The sequence below is a fragment of the Granulosicoccus sp. 3-233 genome (assembly GCF_052681095.1).
The window spans coordinates 352,882-373,073 of sequence record NZ_JBQYLE010000003.1; the positions used below are offsets into that span (position 1 = coordinate 352,882).

Genomic DNA, 20,192 nt, shown 5'->3' on the forward strand with positions numbered 1-20,192 from the left:
TCATCCCTCCTGCACGGCTGTATTCACAGCTCGGCCGCGGCTTGCGACCTCTTGTTCAAGCATCAAATTGAGTTCATCCAAAGTTAAAACACCCAGATCCTTGCCGTCACGGGTTCTCACGGCCACGGATCGACTCTCTACTTCACGGTCTCCGGCAACCAGCAGATACGGTACGCGTTGCAGCGTCCATTCGCGGATCTTGAAGCCGATTTTCTCATTGCGTACGTCGGTCTGCACGCGTAACCCACTATTTTGCAACACTTCTGCCACTTCTTCAACAAATTGTGACTGCTTGTCGGTGATATTCATGACAACCGCCTGTACCGGCGAGAGCCACAAGGGTAGCTTGCCTTCGAAGTTCTCGATGAGAATTCCGATGAAACGTTCGAAAGATCCCAGGATGGCCCGGTGCAGCATGACGGGCACCTGACGCTCACCATGCTCGTCGATATAACTCGCATCCAGACGTCCCGGCATCGAAAAATCCACCTGCATCGTGCCGCACTGCCAGACCCGGCCAATGCAATCCTTCAGCGAGAATTCTATCTTGGGACCATAGAACGCACCCTCTCCCGGTAATTCTTCCCAGGGCAAGCCCTTGGCATCAAGCGCTTCGGCCAACGCTTTCTCCGACTTGTCCCAGGCCTCATCACTACCGACTCGCTTGGGCGGCCGCGTGGACAGGCGGTAGATCACCTCGGTGAAACCGAAATCCTCATAGACGGTGTGCAGAAAATCGATGAAATCACTGACCTCCGACTGAATCTGTTCTTCTGTACAGAACACATGGGCGTCATCCTGGGTAAAGGCACGTACCCGCATGATCCCGTGCAACGCACCTGACATCTCGTTGCGGTGGCAGGAACCGAACTCTGCCAGACGCAGCGGCAGATCCCGGTAACTCTTGAGCCCCTGATTGAACACCTGGACGTGACAGGGGCAGTTCATCGGCTTGACCGCATATTGACGATCGTCGGTCTGAACAGTGAACATGTCGTCACCGAACTTGTCCGCATGGCCACTTTTCTGCCACAGAGAGAAGTCCACTACCTGCGGAGTCCGGATTTCCTGATAGCCATGGGCAATCTGTTGCTCGCGCATGTACTGCTCAACGGCCAGATAGATGGCCCAGCCCTTGGGGTGCCAGAAAACCATTCCCGGTGCTTCGTCCTGCAGATGAAACAGATCCTGCTGCTTGCCGATGCGCCGATGATCGCGCTTCTCGGCTTCCGCCAGATTGTGCAGGTGAGTCTTGAGCTCCTTGGGATTGGCGAAGGCCGTGCCATAGATTCTCTGCAACATGGTGTTGTTGGAATCCCCACGCCAGTAGGCGCCCGCCAGCTTGGTCAGTTTGAACGCTTTCAGATGACCGGTATTGGGTACATGAGGCCCCCGACACAGATCCGTGAAATCTCCCTGCGCATACAGAGACAGTGTCTCGCCAGCCGGAATGTCCTCGATGATCTCTGCTTTGTAGTCTTCGCCCAACCCCTTGAAATAGGCAATGGCATCATCGCGCTCGATGGTGGAACGCGCGACGGGAATGGCCTGCTCGGCAAGCTCCTTCATGCGCGCCTCGATCTTCTCCAGATCTTCCGGGGTGAACGAGCGCTCGTAGTCGAAGTCGTAATAGAAGCCGTCCTCTATAACCGGTCCGATGGACACTTGCGCCGAGGGAAACAGTTGCTTGACGGCCTGAGCCAGCAGATGAGCCGAGCTGTGACGCAGCAGAGGCAGGGCTTCGTCGCTCTTGGCGGTGACGACAGACAGGGTGGCATCGTCGTTCATCAGATGGCTGGCATCCACCAGTTGTCCATCGACAACGCCGGCCAGGGTTGCCTTGGCCAGGCCAGGGCCGATGTCGGCAGCCACATCCATGACAGAAACGGCTTCAGGGTACTGACGAGTACTACCGTCAGGCAGAGTAATGACAGGCATGTTGATCTCCAGTGGTGACCCGTACGAGAGGTCACTTAAATTGTCAGTGGTGGCCACTACGTGAGGCCACGTGTGATCGTGAGGCACGAATACTACTGCAAATCACTTACCGAGTGGACGCCAGGCGAAGCTCGATGGACCATGGAGAGTCGTCAGGCGCTCAATGAAAGAAAATTCGATCGGGTTGAAAAATAGATGGTCTTGAGTGTTGACCCCGACAAAACACTTCCATAGAATACGCCCCAACGGCAGGCGCGTAGCTCAGTTGGTTAGAGCATCACCTTGACATGGTGGGGGTCGTTGGTTCGAATCCAATCGCGCCTACCAATATCCCTTCAAGAACGTTGTGAGTTTCCAACGTACATCATCAAGTAGCGAAATTCGTGTCTCTTAACGAACTGACGGCCGTTTCCCCTATAGACGGTCGCTACGCGGCCCGTACTTCCCCTTTGCGTGAATGCTTCAGTGAGTATGCCCTGATTCGCGAACGTGTCAGAGTGGAGGTTCGCTGGTTTCTTGCTCTCTCGGACAGCCCCGATATTCCGGAATTGCCTCCCGTATCGGCAGAGGCACGCCAGAAACTGTTGGCCATTGGCGAGATCAGTGTCGAGGATGGCGCCGCCATCAAGACCATTGAACGTACGACCAATCATGACGTCAAGGCGGTCGAATACTTCATCAAGCAACAGCTGGAAGTGGTACCGGAACTGGCCGCCAAAAGCGAGTTCGTGCATTTTGCCTGCACCTCGGAAGACATCAACAATCTGTCCTACGGTTGCATGCTGGCACGCTACCGCCAGGACATCCTGCTGCCGGCCTGTGATGCGGTTCTCAAAGTGCTGACCGCGTTCGCCCACGAACACGCGGACGTATCCCTGCTCAGCCGCACCCATGGTCAAACCGCAAGCCCGACAACACTGGGCAAGGAATTCGCCAATGTCGTTGCGCGTCTCAAGCGACAACGCAAGGCCATTGCCGAGGTTGAACTGCTGGGCAAGATCAACGGAGCCGTAGGCAACTACAACGCACACCTGAGCGCCTATCCCGATATGGACTGGCCCGCCTTCGCCGAGCGTTTCGTCACCAGTCTCGGACTGGAGTTCAACCCCTATACCACGCAGATCGAGCCTCATGATTGCGTTGCAGAGCTGTTCGACGCCGTCTCTCGCTTCAACGTGACGCTGATCGACCTGTGTCGCGACTGCTGGGGCTACATTTCGCTGGGCTACCTGTCACAGAAGCCGGTCGCCGGTGAAATCGGTTCATCCACCATGCCACACAAGGTGAACCCGATCGACTTCGAGAATGCCGAAGGCAACCTCGGTCTGGCCAATGCGATGTTCGATCACCTCAGCCGCAAACTGCCGATTTCCCGCTGGCAACGTGATCTGACGGATTCCACCGTATTGCGCAACCTGGGTGTTGGTGCGGGCTATACACAGATTGCAGTGGATTCGCTGCTCAAGGGCATGGGCAAGCTGGGCGTCAACCAGCAAGCCATTGCGGCCGACCTTGATGGCGCCTGGGAAGTACTGGCAGAGCCGGTACAGACTGTCATGCGTCGTCATGACGTTGCCAATGCCTATGAGGCTCTGAAAGACCTGACCCGTGGCAATGCCATGAGTGAAGCCCTGATGCGCCAGTTCATCGAGGGCCTGGACATCCCCGAGACGGACAAGCAACGCCTGCTGGCGCTGACACCGGCCGCCTATACCGGCCAGGCCGCTGCACTGGCGCGCGATATCTGACGCATCAAGCGGCCTCGGCAGTGATCGCCTGCACGTCCGCCCTCAACGTTCAGTCATCGATTTCCACTGCCTGGCCATCTGGACGGGCAACGTCAATCTCAGGATGAACCGTCATGAATCACGCCCGTATCCAGTGGCCAGATGAGCTTGACGAAGCGCGTTTCCTGGCAGAGTACTGGCAGAAGAAGCCGCTACTGATCCGACAGGCTCTGCCATCATTCGACACGCCTCTGCCGGCAGACGAACTGGCGGGATTGTCGCTGGAGCCCGAAACGACACCGCGTCTGATCACTCGCGATACCAGTGGCGCCTATCATCTGGAGCACGGGCCTTTCGAAGCGGAACGCTTCGAGACGCTGACAGGCAATGACTGGTCTTTGCTGGTGACCGATGTCGACAAACACCTACCGGAACTTGCCGCTTACCTGCAACCATTCAACTTCCTGCCCAGCTGGCGCATCGATGACCTGATGGTCAGCTATGCGCCACCCGGGGCGTCGGTTGGCGCTCATATCGATGAATATGACGTCTTTCTCCTGCAGGCGAGTGGTTCTCGACGTTGGTCCATCGACCAGCATGCCAACCGCTCCAGCGCCTTGCTGCCCGATTCCGAATTGCGCATCCTCGCCGATTTCCATGCCAGCGACAGCTGGGAGCTGCTACCGGGCGACCTGTTGTACCTGCCACCGGGCGTTCCTCATCACGGTGTAGCCTGTGCAGAACCCTGTACTACCTGGTCGATCGGATTCAGAGCGCCCACCCACGCCGATTTCGTGATGCGACTGGCGGAGATGATTGCCGAAGGTCTGCCGCAACAGCGTTACACCGATCACATCACGAGGCCCGCCCTGCCCGGAGAAATCGACGCCGAGGCACTGCAACGTTTTGCCCGGATATGGCACGAGGCGCTCAAGCAGGACAGTGAGGTTCTGGCAGATCTGACAGGCCGCTTTCTGACCGAATCGGTGAATGTCACGCAAGTATCGGACAATGACGTACCACAGACCGAGGCATCCGAATGCCGATTCTGGATGCTATCCCCGTTCAGCCGTGTGGCGTGGCGACGGTCATTGGATCAGGCATCCGCGGCGGTAACCCTGTACATCGATGGTGAGACTCATGCCTGCAGCCAGGATCTCGCCATGCAACTGGCAACACCCGGTCATTGCCTCGAACTGAATCGGGAAACGCATGAGGCGCAGGATCACGAATTACTGCAACAACTGGTGCACTCCGGGGTGCTGATTGCCGCCGAACAGGACGAACAGGACGAACAGGACGAACAGGACGAACAGGACGAACAATAGCGTATGACGTTCGGCATCTCGGCACCAGGCCAACTCGGCATTGCGCCTCAGGACGCCATGCCACCCAGAGCAGGCCGCTGTGAAAGTGTTGCGATGCAGGCAATCAGATCCGCCGACTTGAACGGTTTTTCGAAATAGTCGATGGCACCGGCCATCATCGCCTCGCTGCGCAGCCCGGGCTGCTTGCTGGCTGTCATGATGATATTCATGACGGAGGCTGTGCGTACATTGCTGGTGAATCCCCCCATGACTTCGAAACCCGTGCCGTCCGGCAGGTTGAAATCGATCAGGGCGATATCCGGCGGTTGCTGCCCTGCCTCGCGAAAGGCTGCGGCCTTGTCATTGACGACGGCAACCTGGAATCCTTCTGCCTGCAAACGGATCTTCAAGGCAAGAGCAATGTACTTGTCATCTTCTACAAGCAGTATTCGCTTTCCCATCTGTGTTCTCTGGTAAATGTTCCGGACGTCGCAAGGCCGATCCTGATTCTTCGAGTGCGATTCGGCAAATCAGTCACTGGGGGTGGCAGCATCGCCGCCCGCCCTTGCCGGGATGACGTCGCGCACCATCGTCGACAGCAGCCTGGACAGCCTGTCGGACGACAGTTGCAACATCGGCATGCACTGCTCTACATCTTCGACCAGTAGTTCGTTGACCTGCTGCTTCAGCCCTTCCACATCGCAGCTGGATTTCTCACCATGCTCTCCCTCCCCCGCCGGTACCAGGCATTGCAGCACTTCGGTCAATTGCACGAGCGAATCCTGCACCTCCTTGTGCAGACCCGAATGGTTCAGCATGGCCGCACGTATATCGTGAAGCAGGATCGCATGTTCCTCAGAGTGCAACATCGGAGTCACTCAATGGGTGAACTTGTCGATGGCTTCCACCAACTGCGCAGCCTGGAAGGGCTTTTCCAGATAGGCACTTTCTCCGTAACTTGCCGCTCGCCGACGCATTTCCGGATCCTTGCTGGCCGTGATGAAAATGATCGGAGTGATTCCCAGATTTGCCGACGCTCGTAAGCGGTCAGCCACGACGAAGCCATTGCCACCGGGCAGATTGATATCCAGCAGGATGACTTCAGGCTGGCAGCGAACCGCAGCCTTCATGGCATAGACGGCATCGGCGGCAGAATCCACCTTGTACCCCATGGCCTGCAGTCGCAGCGACAGGGCCATGGTGATTTTCTTGTCATCTTCAACGAGCAGGATGGTTTGTGTCATTTTTATTCTTCTGTCGTAGCCGACTCAATTGCGCAACAACGCTTGGGATGGCTAACGGCAGAGACACTCAGGCTCCTGAGCACGGTATTCGGTCAGGTCACGTTATCAACAAGTTACTTGTTGGTTCTGGGAGCTGCCTCTCCGACTGGCTGTGAGCTGAATCCGGTTATCGCTCGACCACGCACGCCGCCACGGTGTTACCGCCACAGGTCACAGCAACAACTACGGACAGGCTGCAGGCACTCTGGCACCTGGCACCTGGCACCTGGCACCTGGCACCTGGCACCTGGCACCTGGCACCTGGCACCTGGCACTCGGGCACTCGGGCACTCTGGCCCATTCCCTCAGGGAGACTGGAAATGCGAAGCCAGCACAGGTTCGAGAACGGACACGTCATCGGGGTGATCGATGCCACGCGCACGACTAGGCTCTACCTGCCCTACATGAATCCTGCCGCCGTGAAAGAGCACTCTCAGTTGTTCGAGCTGCTCTTCCTGTTCCAGGGCACAGGCCTGCAGCGCGTGATAGTTCAGCAGATAGCCGCAGCGATAGGCGTACAGGCCGATGTGCAGGAACGAGGCCGGGAAGCTGTCGACAGCGGCTCCCGCTGCCGTGCTCAGATCTCGACGCACTGGAATGGATGCACGACTGAAATACAGGGCCATGTCTCGACTGTCTCGCACCACCTTGACCCGGTTGACGTCACGATAATCCTGCATGTCCTCGATCGGCATGCACAGGGTGGCCATGTCGGCATCTCTCACCCGTTCGAGATTGGCGGCCAGCATGTCCAGATGATGGGCTGGCGTAGCCGGTTCATCACCTTGCAGACCGACGATCAGTCGGTCATGTTGCCAGTGCCTGCTGCGGGCGACCTCGGCAATGCGATCCGTACCGCTGGGGTGTTCCCTGTCAGTCATCTGCACATCGACACCCGCATCGGCACAGACCGAGAAAATGCGTTCATCATCCGTTGCAACGACCACCGATTCGGCTGCCGATTCACGCGCTCTGGCCACCGTATGCAGGATCATCGGCTTGCCGTTCAGCAAATGCAGCGGTTTTCCCGGAAAGCGGCTGGATGCATATCGGGCGGGAATGACAATGGTATAGGCCAGCTCGTTCATCTACCGGAGAATCCTCTGCAATGTGGTGTCAGGCAATCGGTCTGTCGGGACTGACGCAATGTTCGCTCCAACGCATCGATTGCCCTGGCCAGCTCATCGTTCAACTGTATCTGCACAGCAACTTCATGGACCTTGTCAGTCAGGCCGGTCATGGCCTGCAATTTGACGGCATCCTTCGACGTGATCAATACCGGATCATCATCATCAAAGGATAGATCATCCAGCGTGAATCGATGATGATCCGGCAAGGGATGGGCGTCGACCTGCAGCCCACAGGCTGCCAGACTGTCAAAGAAGCGCTGGGGGTTGCCGATACCCGCCACGGCATGCACGCGGCGCCCGACCATCGAGGCCATGTCGACGCACTGCCCGGAACTCAACTGGCGCAATCGGCCCGGCAGTAACTGAAAAGTCTGATTCTGCACCTCACCGTCAACGTGGCGTCCGAAAACCTTCTGCAGCGACCGGTGCAGCCAGTCGTCTGCCGGCTCCTTGCCAGTGAACGGAGCCTGTATCGCGATCAGATCGGCTGCGGCCAATCGCGACGGGGGTTCACGCAAGGGGCCGGCCGGCATGAGCCAACGGTTTCCCAGGCCGCGCACGCCATCGATCACCACGATATCGGCCACACGCTCCATGCGCAGATGCTGCAGCCCATCATCGGAAAAGACCACATCCGCATCGGTATCCCTGACGATACGCGCAACCGCCGCCGCTCGATCAACACAGACGCAGACCGGCACCGCGCACTGCTGATACAGCATGACCGGCTCATCCCCTGCCGTGCTCGGCGTATCCTCGTCCGTCAGCAAGTGCGGCTGTTCGTATCGCGGACCACCATAGCCGCGACTGACAATGGCTGGCTTCCAGCCCGCCTGCCGGAACCGGGACACCAGCTCAGCGCAAAGCGGCGTCTTGCCGGTACCGCCAACCGACAGATTACCGACGACGATAACCGGCAGTCGGGATGGCACCGTACGCAGCACGCCCAGGCGATACAGCAGTCGGCGCCCACGCAGAAGCCAGGAAAAGAGCCACGATATCGGCCACAGGACACAGGCTCGCCAGCTACGCAGCTGCCAGAATCGTGGCAATGACTTCATGCGCCGGAGAATCGCCTAGTTCAACGAAACTGCAATTGATGCAGCTTGTAGTAATGCAATTTGCGCGCCAGCAGTTCCTGATGATTGCCTACCTCGACAATCTCGCCATGATCCATCACCACGATGCGATCAGCCTGTTCGATGGTCGACAGGCGATGAGCGATGACCAGCGTCGTCCGGCCTGCCATCAAAGCGTCCAGCCCCTGCTGAACCTTGCGTTCCGATTCGGTATCCAGGGCCGAAGTGGCTTCGTCGAGAATCAGGATCGGTGCATTCTTCAACAGGGCTCTGGCAATGGCAACACGCTGCTTCTGACCTCCCGAGAGCATCACGCCATTTTCCCCGACCATGGTTTCATAGCCATCCGGCAAACGTGAAATGAAGTCGTGTGCATGAGCGGCCTTGCAGGCGGCATGCAAGGCCTGCTCGTCGATCGAGTCACGACTGCCGTAGGCGATATTGCTGGCAATCGTGTCATTGAACAGCATGACATCCTGGCTGACCGTGGCAATTCGGCTGCGCAGGGATTGCAGCGTATAATCGTCCACCGAATGACCATTGACCAGGACCTCCCCGCTTTCCAGCTCATACAGCCGCGGCAGCAGATTGACCAGTGATGTCTTGCCACTGCCCGATTCACCCACGAATGCCACGGTCTCACCACTGTCGATCGCAAGACTGACATTGCGCAGCACCGACGGTTTGCCTTCCTGATACCGCAGACTGACATCACGGTACTCGATACGGCGTATGTCGGACTCCAGTTCGCGGGTGCCCAGATCGAGTTCCGACTCCAGATCCAGAATAGCAAACAGACTCTCGCCCGCCGCTATGCCTTTCTGAATCTGGCTGTTGAGTGTCGTCATGCGTTTCAATGGCGCGAACAGCAGCAGCATGGCGGTGATGAACGACATGAAACTGCCCACGGAGATGCGATCGGCAACCTCTCCACTGGAGGCGATATAGACGATGACGGCCAGTGCCAGCGCTACCAGCAGTTGCACGATCGGCTCGTTCATGGCCTTGACCACGGTCTCCTTCATGTTGAAGGCACGATTGCGTTCATTGGCCAGCTGGAAGGCCTGCATCTCTTCTTCCTGACCACCGAAGATCTTGATCACTCGTGCACCTTCCACTGCTTCCTGAATCACGTGGCTGACATCCCCCATCGATCCCTGGATGCTGCGACTGATTGCACGGAACTGTCGACTGACGCGCGACACGATGATGCCGATGATCGGTCCGATCACCAGAAAGGCCAGTGACAACTGCCAGCTCTGGTAGAACATGAGTCCGAACAGGCCGATGGCAGTCAGACTGTCGCGCACCATGACGGTCAGAGAGCTGCTGGCCGCATTGGCAACCATCTGGCTGTTGAAGGTGATGCGCGAGATCAGTTCACCGGATGAGGCCTTGTCATAGAACGAGGTTGGCAGTGTCAGATACTTTTCGAATATCTCGCCGCGCAATTGCTTGATGACGCGCCAGCCTATCCAGGCGATGTAGTAGGTCGAGGCAAAGCCGGCGATACCGCGCAGTACAAAGATGCCGATGATCATCAGGGGCACCAGCAGAATGGCCTGCTGATCCTGTTCCACGAAGCTGCCATCGAGCATCGGCTTCATCAGGGCAGCAAAGGCAGTATCGGTGACTGCGTAGCCCACCATGCCGATCACGGCAATGGCAAATTCCCGGCGATACGGCTTGACGTAACGGAGCAGCCGACCATAGGTTTCCTTGCCGGCGACCGCCGGTTCCATCGCCACTAGTTGCCCGTCATGCACTGACCGGGAAATTCAGCCCTCCGGCTGGCTGTTGGAGATCGATGGATGCAAACTGAGGACATGACTGTTTCTTGAAATGCTGATGCGTGGTGCCTGACTATGGCAGCAAACAGGCGTAATCGCCAGTCCGTACTGATCAATCGGCAGTACGTGACGTGGCAATCGACATTCTCAGCATCCCCAGTTGACCGGCAGCATCCATGGCAGTGACCACCGACTGATGAGGCGCCTGCGCATCCGCTCGTATCGTCAGTGGCAGATCACGCTTGCCTCCCGAGACCTCGTACAGGGCATTCTGCAGACTGGCCACATCGGTCTTGACCAACTCCTGATCATTGATGAAATAGCGTCCCGCCGCGTTGATCACCACCTCGATGCGCTCCTCCGGCGCCTGCGTCTCGGTATCGCTGGCACGTGGCAATTGCAGTGATATCTCCGACTCCTTCTGAAAGGTGGTCGACACCATGAAGAAGATCAGCAACAGGAACACAACGTCAATCAAGGGCGTGAGGTTGAGTTCCAGCTCCTCACGCGGTTCTCGCTTGAACTTCATGCCTGAGTGACCCTTGCCTGCGCCTGACGCTTCTGCAGTACATCAACCAGCTTCAGGGATTCCTTTTCCATATCCACCACCAGACCATCGATGCGGCGGCGGAAGTATCGATGGAACATCAGCGTCGGAATGGCCACCATCAGGCCACCAGCCGTGGTGATCAAGGCCTGGGAGATACCGCCCGCCAACTGCGCCGGATTTCCGACACCGACGGTGGTGATGTTGGTGAAGACACTGATCATGCCTACCACCGTGCCGAGCAATCCCAGCAATGGAGTCACGGCAGCGATGGTACCCAGGGCATTCAGATAGCGTTCCAGCTCATGCGCCACATGGCCGCCTACCTCTTCGATGGAAGCCTTCATGATTTCGCGATCATGCGTGCGGTTGTGCAAACCGGCCGCCAGTACTCGACCCAGTGGCGACCCCTGTTGGATCTCGCGAATCTTCTCCTCTGTCAACTGCCGGGTGCTGGCCATGCGCCATACGTCAGCGACCAGGTTGGCGGGCAGAACTCTTTCATTGCGCAACGAGAACAGTCGTTCTCCGACAATGGCCAACGCGATTACCGAGCACGCAACAATGGGCAACATCAACCAGCCGCCCGCAGTGACTATTTCCCACACAGTTTCTGTCCTTCGTGCGCAAGCTTCAGCATGCGCAACCATAGAGCCCCTTCCGAAAATCTCTCGGAACAGGTTGAATTAACGATTCCGTGCCAGAAGCGACGGTGCGAATGCCACCAGCTTGATGGCGATAGGCCGCCACCCGGCAGACCATACGAAAAAGATACTGCACCCTCCGTACCAGTTGTGAACAGAGTCACACCTAGCGAAAGGTAACGTGATTGTACATCGACATGAGGGAAACCATAACGATTGCGGTTACCCGCAGGGAAAACGACTTGTTCCGGCCGCACGGCAGACAGCAGCTGCCAGGTTGATGAGGTGTTGCTACCGTGATGAGGAGCAATCATGAGATCTACCGGCAATGCGCCGGCATGACCGTAAGCCTTGCGTTGTACCGCCTGCAGACGGGCCGCCAGCCGTGCTTCGGCTCCGGCTTCGATATCCCCTGTCAGCAACACGCGACTGGCACCGTGATGGATCAGCATGACGCAGGATCGATCGTTATCCGACCCGCTATCCCCCGCCGCCGGATGCAGGACACTGAATACCGTCTGGCCATCACGCCACTGCAGGCCGGCATGACAGGCTTCCACCGTCGGCAGATTCCCGGTGTTGCCGTGCGCTGGTTGATCAGGCAACCACATGGTCCCCGGCAATGGTGCGCTGCTGATCAGCCGGATATCGGGGAAACGCTGCAGCACATCGGGCACACCGAAGGCATGATCCTCGTCGGTATGAGACACCACGAGCGTGTCGATGTGCCGTCTGCCTGTCGACTGCAGAAAGGGCATCACCACCGCATCGAACATGCTGAGTTGACTGGAGATCTTGCCACCGGTATCGAACAGCAAGGTCTTCTCGCCACTGAATATCAGCACGGCCAGGCCCTGGCCGACATCCAGCACATGTGCTTCGAAGCCCTGCGGCGGAGGTCGGTGGAGATTGAAACTGATCGCCGGTAGCAACAGCGGCAGGGCCAGCCAGCGCAGGCCCAGACCACGAGGACACAACAGTACCAGCAGTCCGCCCAGACACAACAGTGTGACGCTGACCGATGGCATGAGCAAGGTCACGGAACCGGCCAGCCACTCGACAAGCCGGGTCAGCAGACTCAGCAAGACATCGATTGACCACTGCGCAAGCCACAACACGCTGCCTGCCAGCGCCGGCAGGCACTGACTGAACAGCAAGGCCAGAAACGACAAGGGCACCACGACCACGCCAACCCATGGGACAGCCAGAAGATTGGCCAGTGGAGCGATGATGGAACCGCTCTGAAAGAACCAGGCTGTCACCGGCAACAACAGCAATCCGAGCAATACATGGGTGCGAAGTGCTGGCAGCAGGCGTGCTGTCAGCTGTGTGGTCAGCCCTTGCATGACCGTCGATGTATCCGACTGCACGGGAGCTGGTACCGGTCGCAGATGCCCGTGATGCAGATAGAACAATGCCGCGACCGTGCCGAAGGACAGCCAGAAACCCACCGACAGTACACTCAGCGGGTTGTGCAACAGGACAAGCAGCAGAGCCAGCGAAAGTCCATGTGTCGTCCCGATGACTCGTGATCGCAACCCGGCGAAAACCCAGACGGACAGCATGAGTACTGCCCGCTGCGCCGGCAGACCAAAGCCTGCCAGCAGCGCATAGGCAATGGCGACCAACAGACTCGCCATCAGAGCCAGGGAGCGCGCATCCAGCTCACTCAGCAGGGAATCGGACCTGACAACCCGGCGCAGCAGCAGGTTTGCCAGCCAACGCACCAGCACGTAGGCCCAACCCGCCAGCAAGGTGATGTGCAAACCGGAAATTGCCAGCAGATGCGCCGTTCCACTCTGCCGCAATACATCCCAGACCGATCGATCGACCCCATCGCGAATCCCCAGTGTCAGCGCCTGAACCAGTCCCAGGTGCTCATTTGCCGTCTCGACACTGGCCAGACGCTGCGCAAAGCGCTCACGAATGGCGGCTATCTCGTACCCACTTGCTGCAGCCAGGCGTTCCGCGGGCGGCTTGTTCCTCACATACCCCCTGGCATCCAAACCGTTGGCGATGGCCCATCTGGCGCGATCGAATCCTCCGGGATTGCGCAGCCCCGTCATCGGCTGCAGGCGCACGGTCAAAAGCCACACGTCACCCGCCTGTAGTGTCGGTGTGGCTCCATACCAGCTCAGCTGCAACCGGCGTGGGCCCAGTTCTTGAGCACAGGAAAGACAATCGAGCACATCTGCCTCGAATCGGAGGCGACGTACTTCTCGTTGAGGTACGCTGGTAATCTGTACCTTTATCCGTGTATCAACCCCGATATCGGCTCCGCGCAACTGCCTGGCCGAAAGCTCCAGGAAGGTGACGCTGAGCATGAGAATTGCAACCAGACTCCCCAGCACTGCAGGCCTCAGGCCGACCCTGTAAATGCCGACTACCGACAGTGCAAGAACCACCAGCAACAGCGATGCAGGCGATGGTAGCGAGCCGAGACCGAGAATGAAAACCAAGCTCGCCAGAAGAACCGATGCGAACAACGCCATCAGCGGAGCACCGGCAACATGGGCCTCCGCCCCTCTGACGGCAGAGGCGTTGCCGGAATCCCTGCATCGCAGTCGACTGGACAGGCCACCCTGCGAGAGGCCTGATCGTGTCCGGTAACTGGTTGAAGAATCGCCTGCCCGACTCGCATACACTGCGTCGCAAGCTGCACCTGCAACTTGGTGGCTCGGAGACACATCCCGATGCCCTGCGCAGCTGGGCGCGCAATACCTTCGCCCAGCCCATGGTGTGGCACCTCAACCGACGCTCCGTTGCGGGCGGTGTTGCCGTGGGTCTGTTTGTCAGCTGGATTCCCATTCCGCTGCAAATGCTGCTGGCAGCGGTCATCGCCGCCGTGTTGCGCGTCCATGTGCCTGTCTCCGTGGTCATGGTGTGGTTCACCAATCCTTTGACCTTTGCCCCCCTACTTTATGCAGCCTGGCGCAGTGGGTCAATGATTCTGGGTAAACCCGTGTTCGCCGAACCACTCAGCTTCAGCACGCACAGCCTGCTGGTCAGTGCCGGACAGGCATGGCCGACACTGCTGACCGGCATGCTGTTCTGCGCCTGCATATCGGCCGTACTGGGATTCAGTGCCACCCTGCTCATCTGGCGGATTCATGCACTGCGTCGCTGGCGCCAGCGAAAACACCGGCACCTCAGGAAGCAGGACTGAAACCGCTCACTCGGGGGCGACCTCCTGCAACACGCCGTGGGTCAGTTGCAGCACACGATCCATGCGCGCGGCCAGTCGGGTGTCGTGGGTCACCACCAGAAAGCTGGTACCCAGCTCACGATTGAGTTCCAGCATCAGTTCATAGACACGACCGGCCGTATCCTCATCCAGATTGCCGGTTGGCTCATCGGCCAGCACCACCGCCGGCTGATTGACCAATGCTCTGGCGATGGCCGCACGCTGACGCTCTCCACCGGACAACTCGGCCGGCTTGTGTGCCAGCCGATCGCCAAGACCTACCCGTTGCAGCAGCTCCGATGCCTTCTCAGCGGCCACGCTGCGGGACTCGCCACGGATGAGCAGGGGCATGCTGACATTCTCGACAGCGCTGAACTCGGGCAGCAGATGATGAAACTGGTAGACAAAGCCCACGGCCTGATTTCTCAAGCGCCCACGAGCGGTCTGTTTCAACGCGGATATCTCCTGCCCGGCCAATTCCACGGAGCCGGTGGTAGGTGTATCCAGCCCGCCCAGCAGATGCAGCAAGGTACTCTTGCCACTGCCGGAACTGCCGATGATTGCCACGCGCTCCGCTCTGGCAATGGCCAGAGACACATCAATGAGCACATCCACTGACAGGTTTCCCTGTTGATAGCGATGACCCAGATTGCGCGCCGCCAGTACGATCTCGCCTTGTTCACTCATAAGCCAGTGCCCTCGCAGGGTCGGTACGTGATGCACGCCAGGCAGGATAGATGGTTGCCAGCAGAGACAGGCCGAAGGACATCAGCCCCACCTTGATGACATCGCTGCTGCGCAGATCCGAAGGCATCTCGTCAATGTAGTACACCTCCGGGTTCAACACCGGGCCGGTGAACTGTTCGATGAAGGGCACCACCACATCGATGTTGCTGGCCAACAGGATGCCGCCGATCAGACCGAAGACCGTACCCAGCACACCGATGAGAGTCCCCTGCACGACAAAGATGGACAGGATGCTGCCCGGCGATGCGCCCTGTGTTCTGAGGATGGCGATATCTGCCTGCTTGTCCTGCACAAGCATCACCAGCGTGGAGATGATATTGAAGGCAGCGACTGCCACGATCATCGACAGGATGATGAACATCATGGTCTTTTCCATCTTCACGGCCAGGAAGTAATTGGCGTTCTGTTGGGTCCAGTCACTGACATAGTAGTCGTACCCCAATTCATCGCGCAGATCACGCGCCACCAGCGGCGCACGACCGGTATCCTCGAGTTTCAACCGCACACCGGAATAACCCTCGCCCAGCTTGAACAAGCGGGCACTGTCCGCGGCATGCATCACGGCGAGATTGCGGTCGAACTGGAACATGCCGAAACGGAAGATGCCGGTGACCGTGAAGCGTTTGACTCGTGGCACGAAGCCCATCGGCGTGACACTGGCCTCGGGCGTGATCACCATGATCCGGTCACCGACGAAAGCGCCGAGATAGGCTGCCAGATCGGAGCCGAGCAGCAAGCCGTATTCTCCCGGTTGCAGAGCCACATCCAGCGAATCCACTTGTTCGAGCTTGTCACCCAGTTCAGAAACCTTGCCCTCTTCGCCTGGCAGCACACCACGCACCAGAGCCCCGGTGGATCGGCCCGAATGCACCAGCATCACCTGACCTTCGACATAGGGCGCGGCACCGATGACTTCGGGATGCGTCATCGTGATGTCAGCCACCTCCTGCCAGTTCTGCAGTGGTTCACCCAGACCGGTGACCGTGGCATGCGATGAGGCACCGACAATGCGCTCGCGCATTTCCTTCTCGAAACCATTCATGACCGATGTAACGGTTATGAGTGCGGTCACGCCCAGCATGATTCCGAGGATGGACACCAGGGAGATGAAGGAAATGAAATGATTGCGCCGCTTGGCGCGCGTGTAGCGCAGCCCGACGAACAGTTCGTATGGTTGAAACATGTACCTGTAGAGCGGCCGCTGATGACAAGGTTCGCGCGTAGTGTAGTGAATTGACCGCTCCTGCGGGCGCACCGATTGTTCCTATGGTGTTCAGGAGTCCCGATCAGGGTAAATATGGGACAATCAGCTCTGCAACGATCCCGCCAGAGCGACACAGTCCAAGAGGTTCATGAGCATTACTGACGAACCGGCCCTTCTGTTACCTGCAGACGCCGCCTCCAGACCCGAATGGGGCAAGCTGTACGGTGCCTCCGAATCTCTTGCCATTGCCGAGCAGGCCCGTCAATCGGAAAGCCTGCTGGTGGTGGTCGCGCCGAGCACCACCGAACTGCTGCACCTGGAGGTGGAGCTGCGCTTCTTTGCCGGCAACAGTCTGCCCGTGCACGTGCTGGGTGACTGGGAAACCCTGACCTACGACCGGGTATCCCCGCATCAGGACATCATCTCGCAACGCATTCGCACGCTGTACTCGCTCGCGGATGTCAGTCACGGCATTCTGCTGCTGACAGCCGCTGCCCTGATGCAACGCCTGCCGCCGAGAACCTTTCTCGACCAGCATGCGCTGATCATCCGCAACGGTGACAGGCTGGCGCTGGACGAGTTTCGCTCGCGCCTGGTGGACGCAGGCTACCGCCTGGTCTCGCAGGTGGAGGAACATGGTGAATTCGCGGTGCGAGGCTCCATCCTCGACCTGTTTCCGATGAGCAGTTCGCACCCCTACCGGGTCGAATTCTTCGATGACGATATCGAGACGATCCGTACCTTCGATGTCGATACCCAGCGCGGCCTGGACAAGGCCGAGGAAATCGAACTGCTGCCCGCACACGAGTTTCCTCTCAATGAAGACGGCATTGCCCTGTTTCGCAAGCAGTATCGCAATACCTTCGCCGCCGAGAGCAAGAACACGCCGATCTATCGCGAAGTCAGCGAAGGACGCGCGCCCGCCGGCATCGAATATTACATGCCGCTGTTTTTCGAAGAGACCTCGCATCTGTTCGACTACCTGCCGGCCAGTGCCGGCTTCGTGCTGCTGGACGGCACGGCCAATGCGTTCTCCCACTTCGAAGCCAATACACTCGATCGCTACGAACAACGGCGGCACGATGTCGAACGCCCCATTCTGCCCCCTGCTGAAATCTATCTGAGCGCCGAGGATGTCGAGCAACGACTGACCGAGCGGGCAACCATCCATACCCGGCATGCCGAAATCGAGAACTGTGACAGCGGTTTTCTGAATCTGCCGACCGAAGCTCCCGGCCTGTATCCGCTGGAGCCGCGTGGCGAGCGGCCGATGGGCGCGCTGCAGGATTTTCTGGGCAAATTCCCCGGTCGGGTGCTGTTCGTGGCCGAATCCACCGGGCGCCGTGAAGCACTGCTTGATCAACTGGTCGGCAATCGCCTGAAACCGGAAACGGTCGACAGCTGGCAAGCCTTTCTGGACAGCGATCGTACGCTGTGTCTGACCACCGCTGCACTGGATCGAGGCCTGCAGCTGCCAGAAGCGCGCATTGCCATGATCACCGAGTCGCAGATGGGCTCAGGCCGCATCAAGCGACGCGAACGACGCCGGGCAACCCGCGATTCCGAAGCCATCATTTCCAACCTGACAGACCTGAACATCGGTGCTCCGGTGGTGCATATCGACCACGGTGTCGGCCGATATCAGGGCCTGACGTCACTGTCAGTAGGCGACATGGCCAACGAGTACCTCACCATTCACTATGCCGGTGACGACAAGCTCTATGTACCCGTCTCCTCGCTGCACCTGATCAGTCGTTATGCAGGTGCCAGTGAAGAGAGTGCGCCGCTGCACAAGCTGGGCACCGATACCTGGCAGAAGGTACGCCGCAAGGCCGCCGAAAAGGCCTATGACGTGGCAGCAGAACTGCTGGAGATTCACGCCCGCCGTGCCGCCCGTACCGGTTACTCCTTCCCGGCAGAGTCGAACAACTACCAGCTGTTCAGCGATGCTTTCCCGTTCGAGGAAACTCCGGATCAGCAATCGGCCATCGACGCAGTCGTGGCCGATCTGCGCGCTCCACAACCCACAGATCGCGTGGTCTGCGGCGATGTCGGTTTCGGCAAGACCGAAGTGGCCATGCGAGCGGCCTTTGTGGCCGTGGACGCCGGCAAACAGGTCGTGGTGCTGGTACCCACCACACTGCTGGCCAAACAGCACCATCAGAACTTTCTCGATCGCTTCGCCGACTGGCCGGTTCAGATCGAAGCCCTGTCACGCTTCGAAACTCCCCGGGAACAGAAAGACATCCTGAAGCGCCTGGAGAGCGGCGGCATCGATATCATCATCGGCACCCACAAACTGCTCAGCAAGGAGATCCGCTACAAGAATCTCGGTCTGGTCATCATCGATGAGGAACACCGTTTCGGGGTACGTCACAAGGAACACATGAAGGCCTTGCGAGCCGAAGTGGATATCGTGACACTCACGGCCACGCCCATACCCAGAACCCTCAACATGGGGCTGGCCGGCATGCGCGACCTGTCCATCATCGCCACCCCGCCACAGCATCGTCATGCCATCAAGACCTTTGTCGGTGAATGGTCCGATGTGCAGATTCGCGAGGCCTGTGAACGAGAACTGGCACGTGGTGGCCAGGTGTATTTCCTGCACAACGAAGTACAGACCATCGAGCGCATCGTCGAAGATCTGGAACGCATCGTACCCGGAGCCCGAGTCAATTACGCGCATGGCCAGATGCGGGAAACCGACCTGGAACAGGTCATGAGCGACTTCTATCATCAGCGCTTCAATATCCTGGTGGCGACCACCATCATCGAGAGCGGCATCGACATACCCAGTGCCAACACCATCATCATCAACCGGGCGGACAAGCTGGGTCTGGCGCAATTGCACCAGCTCCGCGGCCGTGTCGGTCGCTCGCATCATCGTGCCTACGCCTACCTGCTGACACCCCCCAAGGGATCCATGACCGCCGATGCGGAAAAGCGGCTGCAGGCCATCGAATCCCTTGAAGATCTCGGTGTCGGGTTCACCCTCGCCACCCACGATCTGGAAATTCGGGGTGCGGGAGAGCTGCTGGGCGAAGGCCAGAGCGGTCAGATTCAGGAAATCGGATTCACGCTGTACAGCGAGTTGCTGACCCGCGCGGTCAAGGCTCTGAAGAGTGGCAAACTGCCGGATTACGACAAGCCCCTGGCTCATGGTACGGAAGTGGATCTGGGTGTGCCTGCCCTGCTGCCCGAGGACTACGTGCCCGACGTTCATCAACGCCTGATCATCTACAAGCGCGTTGCCAATGCACCGGACAGTGACGCATTGCGAGAACTGAAGATCGAGTTGATCGATCGCTTCGGGCTGCTGCCGGTGCAGACGGAACGGCTGTTCGATGTCATGCGCCTGCGTCAGCGCTGTGAACGGATGGGCATCGAGCGACTGGAACTGAATTCGGCAGGCGGGCGTATCGTCTTTGCTGCCGAGCCGAGTATCGACCCGATGGCATTGATCCAGATGATCCAGCGAGACAGCAAGATCTATCGTTTCGATGGCAAGCAGGTACTGCGCATCATCCAGCCATTCGAGGATTCGGAGCAGGCTCAGGCCTTCATCGACAAGACGCTCGAAACACTGGCCCTGCCCGAAGCCGCATGACA

Annotated in this window: 16 protein-coding genes and 1 tRNA gene; 5 read left to right on the plus strand and 12 right to left on the minus strand. The window is 58.6% G+C overall.

The window, feature by feature from the left end:
• Nucleotides 1-1,938: a threonine--tRNA ligase gene (gene thrS / locus ACUNV4_RS10875; RefSeq protein WP_430878565.1), complete on the minus strand. Its 1,938-nt coding sequence runs from the start codon at nt 1,936-1,938 to the stop codon at nt 1-3.
• A 250-nt stretch (nt 1,939-2,188) separates the two neighbouring features.
• On the opposite strand from thrS, the gene ACUNV4_RS10880 reads away from it, so the two are divergent.
• The 3 genes from ACUNV4_RS10880 to ACUNV4_RS10890 all read left to right on the plus strand — a co-directional run bounded on the left by ACUNV4_RS10880 (nt 2,189) and on the right by ACUNV4_RS10890 (nt 4,993).
• A tRNA-Val gene (locus ACUNV4_RS10880) sits at nt 2,189-2,265 on the plus strand.
• 56 nt (nt 2,266-2,321) lie between these two features.
• On the plus strand, nt 2,322-3,686 hold the full coding sequence (gene purB / locus ACUNV4_RS10885; protein WP_430878566.1) for an adenylosuccinate lyase: 1,365 nt from the start codon (nt 2,322-2,324) through the stop codon (nt 3,684-3,686).
• Between the two features lie 113 nt (nt 3,687-3,799).
• A complete protein-coding gene (locus ACUNV4_RS10890; RefSeq protein ID WP_430878567.1) occupies nt 3,800-4,993 on the plus strand; it encodes a cupin domain-containing protein in 1,194 nt (397 codons plus the stop codon).
• 47 nt (nt 4,994-5,040) lie between these two features.
• Here ACUNV4_RS10890 and ACUNV4_RS10895 read toward each other — a convergent pair whose 3' ends face one another.
• From ACUNV4_RS10895 to ACUNV4_RS10935, 9 genes are all read right to left on the minus strand, one after another.
• Entirely contained in the window at nt 5,041-5,433 is a 393-nt protein-coding gene (locus ACUNV4_RS10895; protein ID WP_430878568.1) for a response regulator transcription factor, read from the minus strand.
• Nucleotides 5,434-5,502: 69 nt separating this feature from the next.
• On the minus strand, nt 5,503-5,841 hold the full coding sequence (locus ACUNV4_RS10900) for a hypothetical protein (RefSeq protein WP_430878569.1): 339 nt from the start codon (nt 5,839-5,841) through the stop codon (nt 5,503-5,505).
• 9 nt (nt 5,842-5,850) lie between these two features.
• Complete coding sequence (locus ACUNV4_RS10905; RefSeq protein ID WP_430878570.1) at nt 5,851-6,216, minus strand: response regulator; 366 nt, start codon at nt 6,214-6,216, stop codon at nt 5,851-5,853.
• A gap of 344 nt (nt 6,217-6,560) precedes the next feature.
• On the minus strand, nt 6,561-7,343 hold the full coding sequence (gene kdsB, locus ACUNV4_RS10910; RefSeq protein ID WP_430878571.1) for a 3-deoxy-manno-octulosonate cytidylyltransferase: 783 nt from the start codon (nt 7,341-7,343) through the stop codon (nt 6,561-6,563).
• On the minus strand, nt 7,340-8,446 hold the full coding sequence (gene lpxK / locus ACUNV4_RS10915; RefSeq protein ID WP_430878572.1) for a tetraacyldisaccharide 4'-kinase: 1,107 nt from the start codon (nt 8,444-8,446) through the stop codon (nt 7,340-7,342). The genes kdsB and lpxK overlap by 4 nt, the downstream gene beginning before the upstream one ends.
• 20 nt (nt 8,447-8,466) lie before the next feature.
• Complete coding sequence (gene msbA, locus ACUNV4_RS10920) at nt 8,467-10,230, minus strand: lipid A export permease/ATP-binding protein MsbA (protein ID WP_430878573.1); 1,764 nt, start codon at nt 10,228-10,230, stop codon at nt 8,467-8,469.
• 136 nt (nt 10,231-10,366) lie between these two features.
• A complete protein-coding gene (locus tag ACUNV4_RS10925) occupies nt 10,367-10,783 on the minus strand; it encodes an ExbD/TolR family protein (protein WP_430878574.1) in 417 nt (138 codons plus the stop codon).
• The gene (locus ACUNV4_RS10930) at nt 10,780-11,409 is read right to left on the minus strand and encodes a MotA/TolQ/ExbB proton channel family protein (protein WP_430878575.1); all 630 of its coding nucleotides are present in this window, start codon (nt 11,407-11,409) and stop codon (nt 10,780-10,782) included. The genes ACUNV4_RS10925 and ACUNV4_RS10930 overlap by 4 nt, the downstream gene beginning before the upstream one ends.
• Nucleotides 11,397-13,937, minus strand: a complete 2,541-nt coding sequence (locus ACUNV4_RS10935; protein WP_430878576.1) for a DNA internalization-related competence protein ComEC/Rec2 — start codon at nt 13,935-13,937, stop codon at nt 11,397-11,399. Before ACUNV4_RS10935 ends, ACUNV4_RS10930 begins: the two co-directional genes overlap by 13 nt.
• 107 nt (nt 13,938-14,044) lie before the next feature.
• Between ACUNV4_RS10935 and ACUNV4_RS10940 the strand changes: the two genes are divergently transcribed.
• Nucleotides 14,045-14,611 carry a DUF2062 domain-containing protein gene (locus tag ACUNV4_RS10940; protein WP_430878577.1) on the plus strand — a complete coding sequence of 189 codons (567 nt, stop codon included), beginning with the start codon at nt 14,045-14,047 and terminating at the stop codon, nt 14,609-14,611.
• Nucleotides 14,612-14,617: 6 nt separating this feature from the next.
• Here the strand turns inward: ACUNV4_RS10940 and lolD are convergent, their stop codons facing one another.
• Both lolD and ACUNV4_RS10950 read right to left on the minus strand, forming a co-directional pair.
• Entirely contained in the window at nt 14,618-15,316 is a 699-nt protein-coding gene (gene lolD, locus ACUNV4_RS10945) for a lipoprotein-releasing ABC transporter ATP-binding protein LolD (RefSeq protein ID WP_430878578.1), read from the minus strand.
• A complete protein-coding gene (locus ACUNV4_RS10950; RefSeq protein WP_430878579.1) occupies nt 15,309-16,559 on the minus strand; it encodes a lipoprotein-releasing ABC transporter permease subunit in 1,251 nt (416 codons plus the stop codon). Before ACUNV4_RS10950 ends, lolD begins: the two co-directional genes overlap by 8 nt.
• Before the next feature lie 169 nt (nt 16,560-16,728).
• On the opposite strand from ACUNV4_RS10950, the gene mfd reads away from it, so the two are divergent.
• Complete coding sequence (mfd, locus tag ACUNV4_RS10955) at nt 16,729-20,190, plus strand: transcription-repair coupling factor (protein ID WP_430878580.1); 3,462 nt, start codon at nt 16,729-16,731, stop codon at nt 20,188-20,190.
• Nucleotides 20,191-20,192: the final 2 nt, after the last annotated feature.